Source organism: Arthrobacter sp. NtRootA1, from assembly GCF_019976975.1.
GTDB lineage: Bacteria > Actinomycetota > Actinomycetes > Actinomycetales > Micrococcaceae > Arthrobacter > Arthrobacter aromaticivorans.
Map to the genome: position 1 here is coordinate 3,208,643 of NZ_AP024630.1, position 17,869 is coordinate 3,226,511.

Sequence of the window (17,869 nt, forward strand, 5' to 3'; positions counted from 1 at the left end):
TCCCGTAAGGTATTGCGGGAATCATCAGGCCCTCCAATCCATTGAAGAGATCATGAAAACTTTTGTACTTGGTGGTGGATGCTTCTGGTGCCTTGATGCCGTCTACCAGAAAACCCGCGGCGTCAGTTCCGTGGTCTCCGGCTATACGGGTGGCCATGTCCGAAACCCTGACTACTATGACGTTTGCTCGGGAACGACCGGCCATGCAGAGGTAGTTGCGGTGACATTCGACGAAACCGTGGTGCCGGAGGAAGTCATGCTTGACATGTTCTTCGCGCTGCACGACCCCACCACGCTGAACCGGCAGGGCTACGACACAGGTACCCAATACCGTTCGTCAATGTTCTACACCACTACGGAGGAAAAGATCCTCTTCGAAGAAGCCATCGAGCGCGCGCAAGCACTTTGGGCCAATCCGATTGTGACGGAAGTGAGCCGGCTACCCGAGTTCTATGAGGCAGAGGAAGTCCATCAGAACTACTACGCCAAATTCCCGTACCAGGGCTATTGCCAGGTCATCATCAATCCAAAACTGGCCAAAGCGCGGAAATATTACTCTGCATGGCTAACTGCTTAGCAGGGTTTCGATGCGGCTGGTTAGGCTGACCTCAGCATTCCCTCTTCAGAGATAGGCATAATCTTCATGGCAAGGATCTACGACGACGTCACCCAGCTGGTCGGCCGCACTCCGCTGGTCCGTTTGAACCGGCTGACCGAAGGCCTTGAGGCCACCGTTGCGGTCAAGCTTGAGTTCTACAACCCGGCCAACAGCGTGAAGGACCGCATCGGCGTGGCCATCATTGACGCCGCCGAAAAGTCCGGCGCCCTGAAGCCGGGCGGAACAATTGTGGAAGGCACCTCCGGTAACACCGGAATCGCGCTGGCCCTTGTTGGTGCCGCACGAGGCTACAAGGTCATCCTGACCATGCCTGAGACCATGTCCACCGAACGTCGTGTCATGCTTCGCGCTTACGGTGCAGAGATCGTCCTGACTCCCGGTTCCGAAGGCATGCGCGGCGCCGTTGAAAAGGCCCAGGAAATTGTTGCCAACACGGAGAACTCCATCTGGGCTCAGCAGTTTGCAAACCCGGCCAACCCGGAGATCCACCGCAACACCACTGCCGAGGAAATCTGGGCGGACACCGACGGCGAGGTAGACATCTTTGTTGGCGGCATCGGAACCGGCGGTACCGTGACCGGCGTCGGGCAGGTCCTTAAGGAGCGCAAGCCCGAGGTCCAGATCATTGCCGTTGAGCCCAAGGACTCCCCCATTCTTAATGGCGGCAGCCCGGGTCCCCACAAGATCCAGGGCCTGGGCGCCAACTTCGTCCCGGAGGTCCTGGACACCAACGTCTACGACGAAGTTCTCGACGTTACCCTTGAGGACTCGGTTGCCACCGCTCGCGCCCTGGGTTCCAAAGAAGGCGTCCTCGCCGGCATCTCCGGCGGTGCCGCAGTATGGGGTGCGCTGGAAGTCGCCAAGCGCCCGGAGAACAAGGGCAAGCTCATCGTCGTGATCGTGCCGGACTTCGGAGAGCGTTACATCTCCACTGTCCTCTTTGACGATATCCGCGGCTAACACTTCGCCCACTAGCATTCATTTCCTGTAGAAAGGTCTTTGTGAGCTTCTTCGCAAGGCTTAAGGAAGACCTCGACGCCGCCCGGTCACATGACCCGGCGGCTCGAGGTTCTTTTGAGAACTTTTTCGCCTACTCCGGCCTGCACGCCATCTGGGCACACCGCGTGACCCACCGGCTCTGGCAAAACCCGGCCCTTCGTTTTCCCGCCCGCCTGATTTCCCAGTTGGCGAGGTTCCTGACGGGCATCGAAATCCATCCCGGCGCCACCATCGGCCGGCGTTTCTTCATCGACCACGGCATGGGCGTCGTTATCGGTGAAACTGCTGAAATCGGCGAGGACGTCATGATCTACCACGGCGTGACGCTCGGCGGCCGCTCCCTGGCCAAGGTCAAGCGTCATCCCACCATCGGGGATCGTGTGACCATCGGCGCAGGCGCCAAGGTCCTGGGTCCCATTACGATCGGTGCAGACAGCGCAATCGGTGCGAACGCCGTAGTGGTCAAGAACGCTCCCCCGGAGTCGATCATCACGGGCATTCCGGCGACATGGCGGCACCGCGACGCGAAGTCCGAAACCAAGCCGGCGGTTGACCCGGCTGAGTACTACATCGAATACCGGATCTAGCTGAGCTAGCCAGTAAACCTCTTGTAGGAGTTCCACAGCACGGCGTCAAAGACGCGGTCAGGAAGAACCCTCCGTAAGGCCAGGACGCTCCAGGCTCCCCTACCCACCGGGTAGCGGGTCTTGGGGCGTTTTGCCGTTGACGCGCGAACTATTGCCTTGGCCACTACCCTCGGAGGCGTAGATATCAGCTGGCCGGATGTTGACGCCAAGGCTGCTGCCATGACGTGGGCCTGCCCTTTGTATGGACCCCTAGCGGACGCCGATAACAGGCCTTCCCCGGCAATGGTGCCCCATTCGGTGTCCGTTCCGGCGGGCTCGATGAGGACGACGTCGATGCCGTGCGGTTTCAACTCAAGCCGCAAAGAATCACTCATTCCCTCGACTGCGAATTTGGTCCCGTGATACCAAGCGCCCAGGGGCTCATAAATCTTTCCGCCGATGGACGAGACGTTGATGATCCGGCCAGAACCCGCATCCCGCATCCTGGGAATGACGAGTTGCGTCATCCTCGCCAAACCCATCACGTTCACCTCGAACTGGCGCCTGCCTTCGGCCAAGGGAACCTCTTCCAGGGAGCCGTAGGAGCCGTACCCTGCGTTGTTCACCAGGACATCTATGTGCCCGTGTGCTGCTTCAACAAGCGCCACAGCTGAGGCCATGGAGTCCTCGATGGTGACATCCAAGTGCATGACGGTGATTCCCTGCGCCTTAAGTGGATGCATCTTCTCCACCCGACGCGCGCCGGCGTAGACAATGAAACCTGCGGACCTCAGGGCGCGCGCCGTCTCAAAACCAATGCCGGTAGACGCCCCCGTGACGAAAGCGATGCGTTCGGGCATGGCATTGGCTCCTTGGCTCGTGGCACCCGCGCGATGGCCCAGTACCCGTTCCGACACGGCAAAGGCCGGCTCCTCCCAGCGTATCTGGGAAGAACCGGCCTTGCTGAGGAACCTTAGTGGGTGTCGACTGCCGAGATTTCGGACTTGTCTTCGCCCCACAGCGTGTGGAACGTACCTTCGGCATCAACGCGGCCGTAGGTGTGCGCACCGAAGAGGTCGCGCTGTCCCTGGATCAGCGCAGCAGCAACGCGCTTGCGACGCAGGCCGTCGTAGTATGCCAGCGAGGAGGAGAACACCGGTACCGGAATGCCGAGCTGGACAGCGGTGGCTACAACGCGGCGCCAGGCCGGGAGGGCCTCAGCGATGGCCTTGGTGAAAGCCGGCGCGAACAGGAGGTTGGCAGGCTTCTCCTCGGAAGCGTAGGCCTTGGTGATGTCCTTGAGGAGTTCTGCGCGGATGATGCAACCTGCACGCCACAGCGAAGCGATCTCGTCCAGCTTGAGGTCCCAGCCGTATTCCCTGGCAGCGGAGGTCAGCATGTCCAGGCCCTGGGCGTAGGAAACCAACTTGGAGGCGTACAGCGCCTGGCGTACGTCCTCAACGAACGTCTCAGGGATCTCCACGGAGGCTTCTTCGCCAGCCAGCAGTTCCTGGCCAAGCTTGCGCTGCTCGGCCTGTGAGGACAGTGCGCGGGCGAAAACGGACTCTGCGATGCCGGAGACCGGGGAGCCGAGTTCCAGGGCGGAGATGACCGTCCAGCGTCCGGTTCCCTTCTGGCCTGCGGCATCCACGACGACGTCAACGAACGGCTTGCCGGTCTTGGCGTCAACATGGCCGAGGACCTCGGCGGAGATTTCGATCAGGAAGGAGGACAGATCGCCCTTGTTCCACTCAGCGAAAATCTTGGACTGCTCGGCGGGCTCAATGCCGGCGCCGGAGCGGAGGAGATCGAATGCTTCACCGATGACCTGCATGTCGGCGTATTCGATGCCGTTGTGGACCATCTTGACGAAGTGGCCGGCACCGTCGGTGCCGATCCAGGCGCAGCAAGGTTCGCCGTCGACCTTTGCGGCAATCTTCTCCAGCAGCGGGCCGAGGGCGTCATAGGACTCCCTGGAGCCACCGGGCATGATGGAGGGACCGTTCAAGGCGCCTTCTTCGCCACCGGAAACACCGACGCCGACGAAGTGCAGGTCCTTCTTGGCCAGCGCGGCTTCGCGGCGGCGGGTGTCCTCGTAGTGCGAGTTACCGGCATCGATGATGATGTCGCCGGCTTCGAGCAGCGGTTCGAGCTGCTCGATGACGTTGTCCACGGGAGCGCCCGCCTTGACCATGATCAGGACACGGCGGGGCTTTTCGAGGGAGTCGACGAGTTCCTGCAGCGTTTCCGTGCGGATGAAGTCGCCGTCCGTGCCGTGCTTTTCCAGCAGGGCGTCGGTCTTTTCCACGGAGCGGTTGTGGAGAGCCACGGTGAAGCCGTTGCGGGCCAGGTTGCGGGCCAGGTTGGCGCCCATCACCGCAAGGCCGGTGACACCGATGTGTGCTGACATCAAAACTCCAATTCGATCGTGTACAAACAGTCCTGCGGACACGCAGGAAGCGATTTCATAACCAGGGGCTGTAATAAACCATACGTATTTAAGCCATGAGCAGGAAAGCGGCGCCCACGTTTTGGAACGGCGCCGCGTCATAAACAGTCTATGATGTGCGGGACTTCCGCACGGCGCCAAGCGGCATCGGATGCTACACGCGGAACGTGTTCGCCCCACTATGCTTACCTCTATGTCAACCAGCCTCCACCACCGAGCCGTAGAGCATCTGGGAACCCGGATTGTGGGCGGCGCCCTTCCCACCGGCCACGTCATGCTGGCCGAACATTTGGAAGACGAGCTCAACGTTTCGCGCTCGGTGGTCCGTGAGGCCGTCCGCGTCCTGCAGTCGTTGGGCCTGGTGGAGACCATCAAGCGTGTGGGAATCCGCGTCCTCCCGGCCCATCGTTGGAATCCCTTTGATCCGTTGGTCATTCGCTGGCGCCTGGCTGGGGAAGGCCGTGGCGCCCAACTGAGGTCGCTCGCTGAGCTGCGTTCCGCCGTCGAGCCTGTTGCTGCGGAACTCGCAGCTGGGAACGCTCCGGAAACCCTTCGCCGGGAACTCGTGGATATTTCGCTGGCCATGAAGGAAGCCGGCGACGCCGGAGACATGCCACGGTTCCTTGACCTCGACATCCGCTTCCATGCACTGGTGCTTTCCGGCTCTGGAAACGAGATGTTTGCCAATCTGATTGGCCAGGTTACAGAGACCCTGACGGGACGTACGGTCCACGGACTTATGCCGGAGCACCCCCAGAAGCAGGCGCTGCAGTGGCATATTGACGTCGCGCACGCCATCGACGCCGGCGACGGTCAGCAGGCCAGGGATGCGGCCGGAAAAATAATGCGCCAAACGATCGCGGAGCTGGCCCCCAGCTGGAACGACCAGCCCCGCGTCTTCGTACCCGTGGCGAAAAACTAATCCTGGAAGTTCAGCAGGACTTTGCCGGATTGGGCTGAGTTCCTGGCTACGTCGAATGCCTCAAGTCCATGGGCGAGGTCGTACTCGTGCGTTATCACGGGGTCCACGAACAGGGACCCGTCGGCCAGTGCTGCGATGACGTCGTCGATTTCGTTGTTGAAGCGGAAGGATCCCAGCAGTTCCAGTTCGCGGGTGATGGCCAGGGAGATGAAGACCGGTTGCGGGCCCGAGGGCAGCAGCCCCACCATGACCACTTTCCCGCCCCGGGTTGCGCCCTTGATCGCCGAGGCCAGGCCGTAGTGGCTGCCTGAGGACTCGATAACGACGTCGGCCTCCACCGCCGCGATGGCCTCCGCGTCGTCGCCCTTCAGGACGGTGTCGGCACCCACGGCGCGTGCTATTTCCAGTGGCTTGTCATGCATATCGACCGCCACAATCCGGGAGGCGCCGGCGCGTTTGAGGACCGCGACCGCGAGGGCACCGATCGGGCCGCTGCCGATCACCAGGGCCGTCTTTCCGGCCACGTCACCGGCCCGGGCGACCGCGTGCCAGGCGACGCTGGCTGGTTCCACCAACGCCGCGGTCCGCAGATCCAGAGTCTCCGGCAGCGCCCGCAACATCCGCGAGGGCAGGTTCGCGTACCGGCTGAACGCCCCGTCCGTGTGCGGATAGCGGGCCGCGCTGCCCAGGTACGTGCAGCCGGGTGAAAGGTTGGGCCGGTCCGCCGGGTAGCGGGCGTCTCCCGGGGCCGGAGTGGCCGGGTGTACGGCCACCGCGGTGCCGGCCAGCGGGCCGCTGCCGTCAGCTGCCTGCTGGAGAACGGTGCCAACAATTTCGTGGCCCAGGACCATCGGGGCCTTCAGGACCGATTCCCCCGCGGCGCCATGCAACCAGTAATGCAGGTCCGAGCCGCAGATCCCGCCGTAGGCGATCTGCACGATCGATTCATCCGGTGCCGGAGCTTTCAACGCAACGTCCTCGATCCGCAGGTCCCCCTTGCCGTGGGCAACCACCGCAGGACCGGAACCGGGAAGATTGATGCCCATCAGACCACCACCGTCATTCCGCCATCAACGAAGATCGTCTGGCCATTGACGAAATTGGACGCCTCCGACGCCAGCCACACAGCAGGCCCGGCAAGGTCAGCGACCGTCCCCCACCGGTGGGCAGGGGTCCTGCCCAGGATCCAGGAATTGAACGCCTCATCATCGACCAGGTTCTGCGTCATTTCGGTATGGATATACCCCGGCGCGATCCCGTTGATCTGCAACCCCGACGCAGCCCACTCCGCCGTCATCGCCCGGGTCAGGTTACGCAGCCCGCCCTTTGCCGCCACATATGGGGCAATCGTCGGGCGTGCAAGATCCGTCTGGACCGAACAGATATTGATGATCTTCCCCCTGCCCCTGGGAATCATATGACGGGCCGCTTCCCGGCCCACAAGGAACGCGCTCGTCAAATCCGTGCTGATCACCCGGTCCCAGTCCCTGACATCCAGCTCAAGCATGGGAACCCGGTGCTGGATCCCGGCATTGTTCACCAGGATCTCCAACGGACCAACATTGGCCTCGATCCACGCCACCCCCTCGGCAGCCGACACCGCATCCGTCACATCAAACGCCCGGCTGTGCACCCTCCCTGCAGGGAAGCCAGCCGCCATAGCGTCCCGTGAAGCTTCCAAACGCTCGGGATTGATCCCGTTCAACACCACCGTCGCACCAGCATCAGCCAAACCCCGCGCCAACGCGTTACCAATCCCCCGGCTCGAACCCGTCACCAACGCAACACGGCCGCTCAGGTCAAATAGTCCACTCATGTTTCTTTTGCATTCCTTCTTGTCTGGACAGGTACTTTAGTTGGGGCCGGTACTTAGTTGGCAGCCGAAGACATGGCAAGATTGGCTATCGCCTGGCGGACGACGGCGAGGTCCTGATCGCCAAGTCCTTGGCGTTTGAGTTCGCCGTAGAGCTGGATTGCCGCAGAGGCCATGGGTACCGGGGAGCCCACACTTTCGGCGCTTTGGACCACGAACGCCAAATCCTTGTGCATGAACTTGGCCGGTCCGGTGGGCGTATAGTCCTTGGCCGCCAAGCGTGGCCCGACAATCTCCAACACCCGGCTTGCTGCCAGGCCTCCAGCGAGGACTTCATACAGGGCGGCAACATCCATTCCGGAGCGTTCGGCAAGTTCAGCAGCCTCCGCGAGTGCCGCCGTCGTGGTTCCGACAATCAGCTGGTTACACGCCTTGGCGAGCGAGCCCGAACCCAGCAGCCCCATGCGGCGGACCGTTGTTCCCATAGTTTCAAAGAGCGGCTGAAGCCGTTCAAAGTCCGCTTCGGACGCCCCTGCCATAATGGCCAAGGTTCCGTTTTCGGCGCCAGCAGTGCCGCCGCTTACTGGCGCGTCAACCACCACGGCGTTCCCGCCGCTGGCCTGATGGACCCTTTCGCCGAACTGCCGGACGTCCGTTGGAGAAACGCTGCTCATAATCACGACGGCGGTGCCCGGCTTCGGCGGTTCACTCCGCCAGGCATCGAGCAAGTCTGTTGCGGCCTCTTCGATGAACGGTAGATCCGGAAGCATGAAAACGATGGTTGGTTCGTCCCGGAGTTCGGCAACACTGCCCACCCGGTTGATGCCGGCAAGGCCTTCGAAAGCAGAGTCGGAACGGTTCCATGCCCTGACAACCCATCCTGCTTTAGCGATGTTGGCAGCCATGGGAGCCCCCATGAGGCCCAAGCCTACGAAACCCACACGTTTGCTGGTCATGTCGTGAAGAACCTCACTTCTTTGTGTGCATCAAAACGAAATCTGTTCAATATCCTAGCCTCCATTCAGTATGATGAACACCATGACGACTGATGAACTTACCATCGCGATCGCTGTGCCGCTCGAAGTTGAGCATGTGGAGCGCATTCGCGCCGTAGATCCCTCCGTAACTGTCCTGTACGAACCAGACCTCCTTCCGCCCGAGCGATTCCCGGCCGACCACAGTGGGGACCCGGATTTCAAGCGGACGCCGGAGCAGGAAGAGCGCTACTGGGCCATGCTCAACCGGGCCCAGATTCTGTACGGCTTCCCTAATGAAAGCCCGTCCGGCCTTGCCCGGATTGCCCGGAGCAATCCCCATCTTCAATGGATTCACGCCATGGCCGCTGGGGCTGGCGGAGCCGTCAAGGCTTCGGGCCTCGATACTGAGACGCTCCGAAAATTCCGCGTCACTACCTCTGCCGGAGTCCACGCCTTGCCGCTCGCGGAATTCTCCGCCTTTGGCATCCTTAACGGCTTCAAGCGCAGCGCCGAAATGGCCCAGGACCAAGCGGCCAAGTTTTGGCCCCAATTGCGGACACCCACCAAGTTGGTCAACGGATCCAAGGTGGTCATAGCCGGGCTTGGCGAGATCGGCATGGAAACCGCACGAATCGCCCGCGCCCTGGGCATGAAGGTAAGCGGCACCAAACGTAACGTCGAGGCCATTGAAGGCATCGACGAGGTCACCAACAATGACGGCCTTGCGGCTCTGGTTGCCGACGCTGACGCCGTAGTGAACACACTTCCCGGCACTCCGTACACAGAGAAGCTGTTCAGCACCGAGATCTTCTCCGCAATGAAGCCGGGTAGCGTGTTCGTCAACGTTGGCCGTGGCACAGTGGTGGACGAGGACGCCCTTCTTGAGGCCCTCAACACCGGTCAGGTTGGCTATGCCTGCCTGGACGTCTTTGCAATAGAGCCGCTCCCGCAGGATAGCCCCCTGTGGAACCACCCCAAGGTACTGGTATCGCCGCACACGTCCGCACTGAGCTCGGCCGAAAACCGCCTCATCGCAGAGCGTTTTTGCAGCAACCTCCGTACATTCCTGGACGGTGGCGACCTTCCCCACCTGGTGGATCCGGTTCACTTCTACTAGGCCCCAGCAAGTCCTGATGCAAAAGGCTCCGACCCCAAAGGGGTCGGAGCCTTTTTTGTGCCAAAGTTTGGCGGCTACCGGCGTGCTACCTGGCGTCCTCAAGTGCAAGCAGGTCCCGTCCTGCTGTTTCAGGCGTAAAGAATGTCGTGATGAAGGAAATCAGGGCCAACACGAGCGAGTAGACCGCGAGGACAACCCAGGAGTTATGCGTGGCCGCCAGGAGGATGGCGCCGAGCAGGGGCACAAGGCCGCCTGCCAGCACCGCAGAGATTTCCCGGCTGAGCGCAACTCCGGTGAAGCGGTACTGGGAACCAAACAGTTCAGGTAGCAACGGGCACTGCGGGCCCAGCATGGACTGGACACCCAGCGCGATACCAACCACCATGACTACCCATACGAGCGTCACGTTTCCGAGAGTCACCAGATAGAACGCGGGGATGGCGAATACAGCCTGGAACAAGGCGCCATAGCGGTAAACCCGCACGCGGCCAAAGCGGTCAGACAGTGCTCCGAACGTCACCACCATGACGGCAGCGAATCCAGCGGCAATCAGAAGTCCCACAGGGCCAATGAATTTGTCTCCAGGGAAGACACCTTCCTTGACCGACATGAAGGAGATCAGCAAGGCCGAATAGATGGAGGAATTGCCGTTCTCTCCCATACGGAGTCCTATACCAACCAGCACGTTCCTTCTGGAGTGCTTCCAAAGTTGGCCGACAGGGTTCTTGACCACATTCTTGTGCTTCTCCAATTCCTGGAATACCGGGGTTTCCTTCAACCTCAGGCGAATGAAGACGGCAACAATGATCAGGACGAAGCTGGCAAGGAATGGCACCCTCCAGAGCCATGCCTCAAAAGCATCCTTATCTGCCAACTGCAACAGTGCGAAGGTTCCGGCGCCCAAGAGGGTTCCGAGTTGAATGCCCACGAATGGGAGTGACGCGAAGTAGCCGCGACGCTTCGGCGGAGCGACTTCTGATATCAGGGTTGTGGCTCCAGCCTGTTCCGCCCCGGCGCCCAAGCCCTGGATGATTCGCAAGGTCACCAGGAGTACAGCGCCGAGCATTCCGGCCTGCTCAAAGGTAGGGAGCAGGCCGATGGCAAAGCTTGCGAGGCCCATCATGCCAATTGTCAGCAAGAGGACCATTTTGCGGCCAAACCTGTCTCCGATGAATCCGAAGAAAATACCGCCGAACGGCCGGGCCGCAAATCCCACGCCATAGGTGGCAAAGGATGCGATCAAAGCCCCGCTCTCCCCCAAAGGTTTGAAGAACAAGGGGCCAAAGATCAAGGCCGAGGCCAGGCCATAGATGTAGAAATCGTAGTACTCCAGGGCAGAACCCACGGAGCTGGCCAGCGTCGCCCTGCGAAGCTGTTCCGGCTCAACCACTGAATCGTCAGCCTCAGCTGCGAGCTTTGCATTAGTACGAGTTGTCACAAGCACTCCCTCAAAATCACCCCAGGCCCCCGTTGGCCCGACGAGATAGTGATGGCATCACCGCCAAGATCACTATGATGAACAGCGTACAGCTTGATGAACACGCTGCCAAGATTGAAATCAGATTTATTCAAAACCCGACGAATGTGACGTGCAGCACGGCATTAACCCATCGGATTCCCCAAGGAACGGGCTAGGTCCTTGAGTTCCTTCACCATGAGCGCACCCTGCTCCTCTGAATAAGTAGCCTTCAATGCGGTAACAGAAAGTCCCAGGCTAGGACCATGTGCTCCGTGGGTGGGCACGGGAACGGCGAGGCAAACCACGCCGACCGTGGATTCTTCGTCCTCAAAGGCAAAACCTTGCTTGCGGATCGTGGCGATCTGCGCCTTCAGTTCCTCGGCCGTGCGAAGCGAATTCGGCGTCATGACCGGAAGTTCCATGCCATCCGGGAACATGGCGTCGATGTCGTGATCATGCAATTGCGCCAGGAGCGCCTTTCCTACGCTGCAGAGGGAGACGGGCATCTTGTCGCCTATGTTGGACGTCAGTCGAACTGCAGGATGACCCTCATAACGCGCCAGGTAAATGACGTGGTCCCCGTCCAGCATGGCGATGCGGACAGTTTCTCCGGACAGGGTGGGTGCTTGTTCACAGTATTTGTAGAACTCCTGCACTTCGTCCAAACGGCTCAAGTAGGCTGCACCCAGCTCCACGAGCTTTCGCCCCAAGCCAAAGTCCGCGCCCTGCCTGGTAATAAGCCGCGCTTCTTCCAGCGCCAGCAGCAGATTGGACGTGGAAGACTTAGGGATTCCCAACTCCCTAGACAGATCACTAAGGGTGAGGCGGCCCGACGGCGATTCTGCCAATGCTTCCAGAACGGCCGCTGCGCGGGTCACCGCAGGCGCTGGCGATGAGGCGCCCAGTCCTTCGGAGCGGGCAATGCGGGAATCGGCCATGATTCTCCTTCGTCATATCAAACCGGACGTCGCGTCGAACCGGCTGTTCAATCAGCTGAACACTACCCATCATAGTGTGACTGCCTGCTCTGCTGCCGGGAGGAATGGGGACTTTGCCGACACACAAGGCCTCAAGGCGGGCTTTACTTTCCAAACCGAAAAGTTCGCTGTATATTCATTTTCGAGCTCTCCACCGCGGCATCCCCCAATAGTCGTGGTGGAGAGCTCATCCATTTCCCGGCGCGAATCCTACGCAGCCGCCCGCTCGTCGCCACGCAGGTACCAGCCCCCACCGCTTCCGTCCCGCACGAGTTCCCAGGTTGCCAGGCTGGATCTGGCGTTGGTTCCCAGCCGCACTTGGACTTGCAGGACCTCAACATCCACGCGGCCCTGCCCCCGGGGCATTCTCTTGGAGCTCTCCCACCACGGCACCCTCTCGAACCATCGGAACGGCTCTTCGGCAATCTGCCATTCCCGGCCGCTCCGGACCACTGTAGTTGCCGTGCCGCCCCCTGTAGTGCGGATGTATACCTGTTCCATGAGCCAGACACTAGGGGCGGGCACTGACTTTTTGCGTCAGGGTGCTTTTCGGGAAAAGGAAAACCCCGCCATTCCGAACCGTTGCGGTCCAGGATGGCGGGGTTTCTTGGTGGGTCCTACCGGGATCGAACCGATGACATCCACGGTGTAAACGTGGCGCTCTACCAGCTGAGCTAAAGACCCAAAGTTCGGTTTCAGTGCCTTAGCGCTTCAACCAACGAACAACGACTCTACATGATCACTCGGGCGAAACACCAATCGAGTCCCCCACATCAGAAAGGTCGGGCAAATTCCGCGCGAGATAATCCAGGGCGCCGCTTACTCCCACTTCAAGTTTCAGGGCGGCAAATTCATCACCTCGCGTGGATCCCCTGTTGATGATGACCACCGGCTTGCTTGCCTTCGCCGCATGGCGCACGAACCTCAACCCACTCATCACGGTGAGCGAGGAGCCGGCAACCAAGAGAGCTTCGCCTGCGTCCACCATGGCATACGCCAGTTCGACGCGGGTTTTTGGAACATTTTCGCCAAAGTAGACGAAGTCTGGCTTCAGCGTGCCGCCGCAGACAGGACAAACTGCCACCACGAATGACGTTATAAGCTCTGGATCTTCCACGGTGGCATCGGCGTCTGGTGCCATCTCCACCACGCCCGCCTCAAGCGCTGCTGCTACGAACCCCGGATTGAGCTCCTCAAGGATGGCGGCGAGCAGCTGTCTGGAAAAAATGTGTCCATTCTCAAGGCAAATCACCTGATCGAAGCGCCCATGCAGATCCACTACATTAGTGCTCCCGGCGTCCTCGTGGAGCCTGTCGACGTTTTGGGTGATGAGTCCGGTCAGCAGGCCCCGCCGTTCCATGAGGGCGACGGCGGCGTGGCCGGCATTTGGATCAGCATGCCGCAGGTGGGACCAGCCGATATGGTTCCGGGCCCAATACCGCCGTCGATTGGCAGCACTGCCGATGAATTCCTGATAGGTCATGGGGCTCCGTGGCGCTGAACCAGGCCCCCGATAGTCAGGAATTCCCGAATCGGTGCTCAGTCCGGCACCGGTGAGCATGGCCAGCCGCTTGCCGCCAAGGATGTCCACGGCCTCCTGCAACGCCGTCTCGGCCCCGGCCTCCAAAGTGGCACGGGTAGCCGGCTCCATGCTGGCGAAGCCGGTCATGCCAACACCGGGCCGCACTTGGTTCACCCCTGCTGCACTCTCAATTCAGAGAGCGCCTGGCGGTAGCCTGCGAGGTCCCTCGCCTGTCCCCGGGGATTGACCACCACATACCGGATCAATCCTTCGGCATCAATGATGAACGTTCCCCTAAGAGCCATCCCACTCTGGGTATCAAAGACACCGTAAGCCTGTGCCACAGCTCCATGTGGCCAGAAATCAGCCAAAAGATCGAACTCGTAGCGTTCTTGCTCCGCATACGCGCGCAAAGCAAATTTGCTGTCCACGGAGATCGCCAAGACCGTGGCGTTCGAGTCTTCGAAAGCGCCGATATTGTCGCGAATCTCACACAGTTCTCCAGTGCAGATGCCGGAGAACGCGAACGGATAGAACACCACCACAACGTTGCGACCCCTGAAATCCGATAAACGGACGGGCTCGCCATATTGATTCAGCAGTTCAAAGTCAGGCGCTACCTCTCCGACGCTGGGAACGAGTACGGGGGCCGGCGCTTGCTGGACTTCCGTCACTTGTTCTTCTTCGGCACCAAGCGGGTGGCGCTCCAGTCCTTGGATACCCCGGCAGAAGTGGTCAGGTGCAGCCCCGACGTGGGCGCCGCGTCCTGGATGTCCGCCGGAGAGACGTAGTTGTCGCGGCCGGATTTGGGGGTCAGAACCCACACCACGCCGCCCTCTTTCAAGGTGGTGAGCGAATCCATCAGAGCATCGACCAGGTCACCATCGCCGTCCCGCCACCAGCAAATAACAGCGTCTACGACGTCGTGATCATCTTCATCCAACAGCTCAGAGCCCGTGACATCTTCAATGTCGTCACGCAAGTCGAAATCGACGTCGTCGTCGTAGCCGCGTTCCTGAATCAGATCCCCGTCTTTGAAACCCAATCTTTCCGCCACATTTACCGATGTGGCGGCGTCGGCCTCGCTCACGTTTCCTCCTTTTGAAGTGACTTCCATTACTAACAGCCAACACCCTTTGGGCGTGTGCTTCAAGCCATTGTCCCTGCGATGACGCATATTCCGCACTACCTAGGGTGTTTCGAAGCTGTGACAATCGCGTGGCGTCCGTCACGGAGAGCGCCAAGGTGTGACATACAACGCCCCTGAAGCCCCACGGCTACGCATCCCACCGCTGTCAAAGCTAGAGTGGCCATGAGCGCTTTGGCTGCAGGGCGATCGCCCCGAGGAATTCTACTGGGCAGCCATGCGCTCACAAGACCTGCCCGGCGCATCCGACCGGGCTGTTGAAACCGAGATGTCGCACACGACGCGTTCATGACGGGCAGTTACCCTGCCAGACCTGAGGCGCCGATGCATGCGCCTAAAGGAAGGTTGGACGTGGCTGCAGGAGAAGAGACCTCACACATCCTCAGCGGGTTGACTGCCCAGCTGCCTGATCGTGATCCGGAAGAGACCGCGGAGTGGATTGAGTCCCTTGATGCGTTGATCGCGGAGCAGGGCACGGAGCGTGCCCAGTACATTATGCGTTCGTTGTTGCAGCGTGCTGGTGCCCGGTCGGTGGGTGTGCCGATGGTGACGACCACTGATTATGTGAACACGATCCCGGTGGACCAGGAAGCGGAGTTCCCCGGGAACGAGGAGTTCGAGCGCCGGTACCGTGCCTACATGCGCTGGAACGCCGCGGTCATGGTCCACCGCGCGCAGCGGTCCGATATCGGGGTGGGTGGGCATATTTCCACCTACGCGGGCGCGGCGACCTTGTACGAGGTCGGGTTCAACCATTTCTTCCGCGGCAAGGACCACCCCTCGGGCGGGGACCAGGTGTTCTTCCAGGGACACGCGTCCCCGGGCATGTACGCCAGGGCGTTCATGGAAGGCCGCCTCTCGGAAGAGGACCTGGACGGGTTCCGCCAGGAAAAGTCCAAGGAAGGCCACGCCCTCTCCTCCTACCCCCACCCCAGGTTGATGCCGGACTTCTGGGAGTTCCCGACCGTGTCCATGGGCATCGGGCCGATGAACGCGATCTACCAGGCCCAGTCCAACCGGTACCTGCAGGGCCGGGGCATCAAGGACACCTCCGACCAGCAGGTCTGGGCGTTTTTGGGCGACGGGGAAATGGACGAGCCCGAGTCCCGCGGGTTGCTGCAGCTGGCAGCGAACGAGAACCTGGACAACCTGAACTTCGTGATCAACTGCAACCTCCAGCGCCTGGACGGGCCCGTGCGGGGCAACGGGAAGATCATGCAGGAACTCGAAGCGTTCTTCCGCGGCGCGGGCTGGAACGTGATCAAGGTCGTCTGGGGCCGGGAATGGGACTCCCTGCTGGAAAAGGACACCGACGGGGCGTTGGTGAAAATCATGAACGAAACCCCCGATGGTGACTACCAGACCTACAAGGCCGAGTCCGGCGGGTTCGTCCGGGACCACTTCTTCGGCAAGAACCCCCGCACCAAGGACATGGTCGCGGACCTGAGCGATGAACAGATCTGGGGCCTCAAACGCGGCGGGCACGATTACCGCAAGGTCTACGCCGCGTACAAGGCAGCGGTGGAGTTCAAGGGCAAACCCACCGTGATCCTGGCCAAAACCGTCAAGGGCTACGGCCTGGGCCCGCACTTCGAAGGCCGCAACGCGACCCACCAGATGAAAAAGCTGACCATGGAAGACCTCAAGGCCTTCCGTGACCACCTGCGCATCCCCATCACCGATGACCAGCTCGACGCGGACCTCTACCGGCCCCCGTACTACCACCCCGGCATGGACGCCCCGGAAATCAAATACCTCATGGAACGCCGGGCAGAACTTGGCGGGTTCGTCCCCGAACGCCGCCGCACCCACACCCCCGTCACCCTGCCCGAGGCCAAGTCCTACGAAGTCGCCAAACGCGGCTCGGGCAAACAACAAGCCGCGACCACCATGGCCTTCGTCCGGCTCCTGAAAGACCTCATGCGGGACAAGAACTTCGGTGCCCGGTTCGTGCCCGTCGTCCCGGATGAATCCCGCACCTTCGGCATGGACGCGTTCTTCCCGACCGCGAAAATCTACAACCCCAAGGGCCAGAACTACCTCTCCGTGGACCGGGACCTCGTTCTGGCCTACAAGGAATCCCCCGCCGGGCAACTGATCCACCCCGGTATCAACGAAGCCGGCGCCGTCGCAGCGTTCACCGCCGCCGGAACCTCCTACGCCACCCACGGCGAACCCCTGGTCCCGATCTACGTGTTCTACTCCATGTTCGGCTTCCAACGCACCGGAGATTCCTTCTGGGCCGCCGCGGACCAAATGACCCGCGGCTTCATCATCGGCGCCACCGCAGGACGAACCACCCTCACCGGCGAAGGACTCCAACACGCCGACGGGCACTCACCCCTGCTGGCCTCCACCAACCCCGCCGTGAAAACCTACGACCCCGCCTACGGCTACGAAATCGGCCACATCATCCGCCACGGCCTCGAACAAATGTACGGACCCGACGCTGACGCGCAAGGCATACAAACCGCGTCAGATAAAAACGTGATGTACTACCTCACCGTCTACAACGAACCCATCACCCAACCCGCCGAACCGGAAAACCTGGACATCAACGGGCTCCTCAAAGGCATCTACCGCCTCGCCCCCGCCCCGGAAAACACCACCGGCAACGGCAACCGGCCCACCGCGAACATCCTCGCCTCCGGCGTGTCCGTGCCCTGGGCCCTGGACGCCGCCAGGATCCTCAACGAAGACTGGGGAGTCGCCGCCGACGTCTGGTCCGTGACGTCCTGGAACGAACTCCGACGCGACGGACTCGCCGCCGAAGAACACGCCTTCCTCAACCCCGGCCAACCCGCCCGCACCCCGTTCATCACCGAACAACTCGCCGGCACCACCGGACCCGTCATCGCCGTGTCCGACTACATGAAAGCCGTCCCCGACCAAATCCGCCAATTCATCCCCAACGACTTCGCCTCCCTCGGAGCAGACGGCTTCGGCTTCTCCGACACCCGCCAAGCCGCACGCCGCTACTTCAAAAACGACACCCACTCCATCGTCGCCAAAACCCTCCAACTGCTCGCCGCCAAGGGAGAAGTGGAAGAAGGTGCGCTGGAAAAGGCCATCGATAAGTACCGGCTCTTGGATGTAAACGCCGGCACCACCGGCGGAGCAGGCGGAGACGCCTAACAAGCCGGGTACCCGTAAACCAGGGCAACAGTCCAGGTTGTAGCAACTCAAGCAGTAACCGCGACGGCGGCTTCCAGCGGAAGGTGGGAGCCGCCGTCGGGCGTTTAATAAAGGCCTTTCAGCGCTCAACATGACGTGACGAGCGGCAACATAAGTTGTAGCCTTCG

At 61.0% G+C, this 17,869-nt stretch carries 17 protein-coding genes and 1 tRNA gene; 6 read left to right on the forward strand and 12 right to left on the reverse strand.

All coding sequences use genetic code 11. From position 1 onward, the window contains the following. Positions 1-52 precede the first annotated feature (52 nt). The 3 genes from msrA (at position 53) to epsC (ending at position 2,205) form a co-directional block, all read left to right on the forward strand. Complete coding sequence (gene msrA, locus LDN90_RS14455) at positions 53-577, forward strand: peptide-methionine (S)-S-oxide reductase MsrA (RefSeq protein ID WP_223946268.1); 525 nt, start codon at positions 53-55, stop codon at positions 575-577. Positions 578-643: 66 nt separating this feature from the next. Further along, positions 644-1,579, forward strand: coding sequence for a cysteine synthase A (gene cysK / locus LDN90_RS14460; RefSeq protein WP_216925448.1), 936 nt, complete (start codon positions 644-646; stop codon positions 1,577-1,579). Positions 1,580-1,620: 41 nt separating this feature from the next. Continuing rightward, complete coding sequence (gene epsC, locus LDN90_RS14465; RefSeq protein ID WP_216925447.1) at positions 1,621-2,205, forward strand: serine O-acetyltransferase EpsC; 585 nt, start codon at positions 1,621-1,623, stop codon at positions 2,203-2,205. 5 nt (positions 2,206-2,210) lie between these two features. Here the strand turns inward: epsC and LDN90_RS14470 are convergent, their stop codons facing one another. Then, positions 2,211-3,044: an oxidoreductase gene (locus LDN90_RS14470; RefSeq protein WP_223946269.1), complete on the reverse strand. Its 834-nt coding sequence runs from the start codon at positions 3,042-3,044 to the stop codon at positions 2,211-2,213. Positions 3,045-3,157: 113 nt separating this feature from the next. Then, positions 3,158-4,594 (reverse strand): NADP-dependent phosphogluconate dehydrogenase, encoded by a 1,437-nt coding sequence (gene gndA, locus LDN90_RS14475; protein WP_223946270.1) that lies wholly within the window; start codon positions 4,592-4,594, stop codon positions 3,158-3,160. A gap of 232 nt (positions 4,595-4,826) precedes the next feature. On the opposite strand from gndA, the gene LDN90_RS14480 reads away from it, so the two are divergent. After that, complete coding sequence (locus LDN90_RS14480; protein ID WP_216925444.1) at positions 4,827-5,555, forward strand: FCD domain-containing protein; 729 nt, start codon at positions 4,827-4,829, stop codon at positions 5,553-5,555. Here the strand turns inward: LDN90_RS14480 and LDN90_RS14485 are convergent. Genes LDN90_RS14485 through LDN90_RS14495 form a run of 3 tightly spaced genes read right to left on the reverse strand, consistent with a single transcriptional unit; the run spans position 5,552 to position 8,324 of the window. Beyond that, positions 5,552-6,601 (reverse strand): L-idonate 5-dehydrogenase, encoded by a 1,050-nt coding sequence (locus LDN90_RS14485; RefSeq protein WP_223946271.1) that lies wholly within the window; start codon positions 6,599-6,601, stop codon positions 5,552-5,554. The two genes, LDN90_RS14480 and LDN90_RS14485, sit on opposite strands and share 4 nt — an antisense overlap. Then, entirely contained in the window at positions 6,601-7,371 is a 771-nt protein-coding gene (locus LDN90_RS14490; RefSeq protein ID WP_223946272.1) for an SDR family oxidoreductase, read from the reverse strand. The genes LDN90_RS14485 and LDN90_RS14490 overlap by 1 nt, the downstream gene beginning before the upstream one ends. A gap of 53 nt (positions 7,372-7,424) precedes the next feature. After that, positions 7,425-8,324, reverse strand: coding sequence for an NAD(P)-dependent oxidoreductase (locus LDN90_RS14495; RefSeq protein ID WP_223946273.1), 900 nt, complete (start codon positions 8,322-8,324; stop codon positions 7,425-7,427). A gap of 70 nt (positions 8,325-8,394) precedes the next feature. Between LDN90_RS14495 and LDN90_RS14500 the strand changes: the two genes are divergently transcribed. Then, positions 8,395-9,462 carry a D-2-hydroxyacid dehydrogenase gene (locus tag LDN90_RS14500; protein ID WP_223946274.1) on the forward strand — a complete coding sequence of 356 codons (1,068 nt, stop codon included), beginning with the start codon at positions 8,395-8,397 and terminating at the stop codon, positions 9,460-9,462. Positions 9,463-9,547: 85 nt separating this feature from the next. Here the strand turns inward: LDN90_RS14500 and LDN90_RS14505 are convergent, their stop codons facing one another. The 7 genes from LDN90_RS14505 to LDN90_RS14535 all read right to left on the reverse strand — a co-directional run bounded on the left by LDN90_RS14505 (position 9,548) and on the right by LDN90_RS14535 (position 14,510). Beyond that, on the reverse strand, positions 9,548-10,906 hold the full coding sequence (locus LDN90_RS14505; protein WP_216925439.1) for an MFS transporter: 1,359 nt from the start codon (positions 10,904-10,906) through the stop codon (positions 9,548-9,550). Positions 10,907-11,064: 158 nt separating this feature from the next. Next, positions 11,065-11,859 carry an IclR family transcriptional regulator gene (locus LDN90_RS14510; protein WP_216925438.1) on the reverse strand — a complete coding sequence of 265 codons (795 nt, stop codon included), beginning with the start codon at positions 11,857-11,859 and terminating at the stop codon, positions 11,065-11,067. Between the two features lie 249 nt (positions 11,860-12,108). Beyond that, positions 12,109-12,399, reverse strand: a complete 291-nt coding sequence (locus LDN90_RS14515) for a hypothetical protein (RefSeq protein WP_216925437.1) — start codon at positions 12,397-12,399, stop codon at positions 12,109-12,111. Positions 12,400-12,506: 107 nt separating this feature from the next. Next, positions 12,507-12,582, reverse strand: a tRNA-Val gene (locus LDN90_RS14520). A 55-nt stretch (positions 12,583-12,637) separates the two neighbouring features. Next, complete coding sequence (locus LDN90_RS14525) at positions 12,638-13,594, reverse strand: NAD-dependent protein deacetylase (protein WP_223946275.1); 957 nt, start codon at positions 13,592-13,594, stop codon at positions 12,638-12,640. Beyond that, complete coding sequence (locus LDN90_RS14530; RefSeq protein WP_216925435.1) at positions 13,591-14,094, reverse strand: peroxiredoxin; 504 nt, start codon at positions 14,092-14,094, stop codon at positions 13,591-13,593. Before LDN90_RS14530 ends, LDN90_RS14525 begins: the two co-directional genes overlap by 4 nt. Continuing rightward, entirely contained in the window at positions 14,091-14,510 is a 420-nt protein-coding gene (locus LDN90_RS14535; protein WP_216925434.1) for a DUF3052 domain-containing protein, read from the reverse strand. Before LDN90_RS14535 ends, LDN90_RS14530 begins: the two co-directional genes overlap by 4 nt. 381 nt (positions 14,511-14,891) lie before the next feature. Between LDN90_RS14535 and aceE the strand changes: the two genes are divergently transcribed. Further along, a complete protein-coding gene (gene aceE, locus LDN90_RS14540) occupies positions 14,892-17,702 on the forward strand; it encodes a pyruvate dehydrogenase (acetyl-transferring), homodimeric type (RefSeq protein ID WP_223949303.1) in 2,811 nt (936 codons plus the stop codon). The last annotated feature ends 167 nt before the right edge of the window (positions 17,703-17,869 follow it).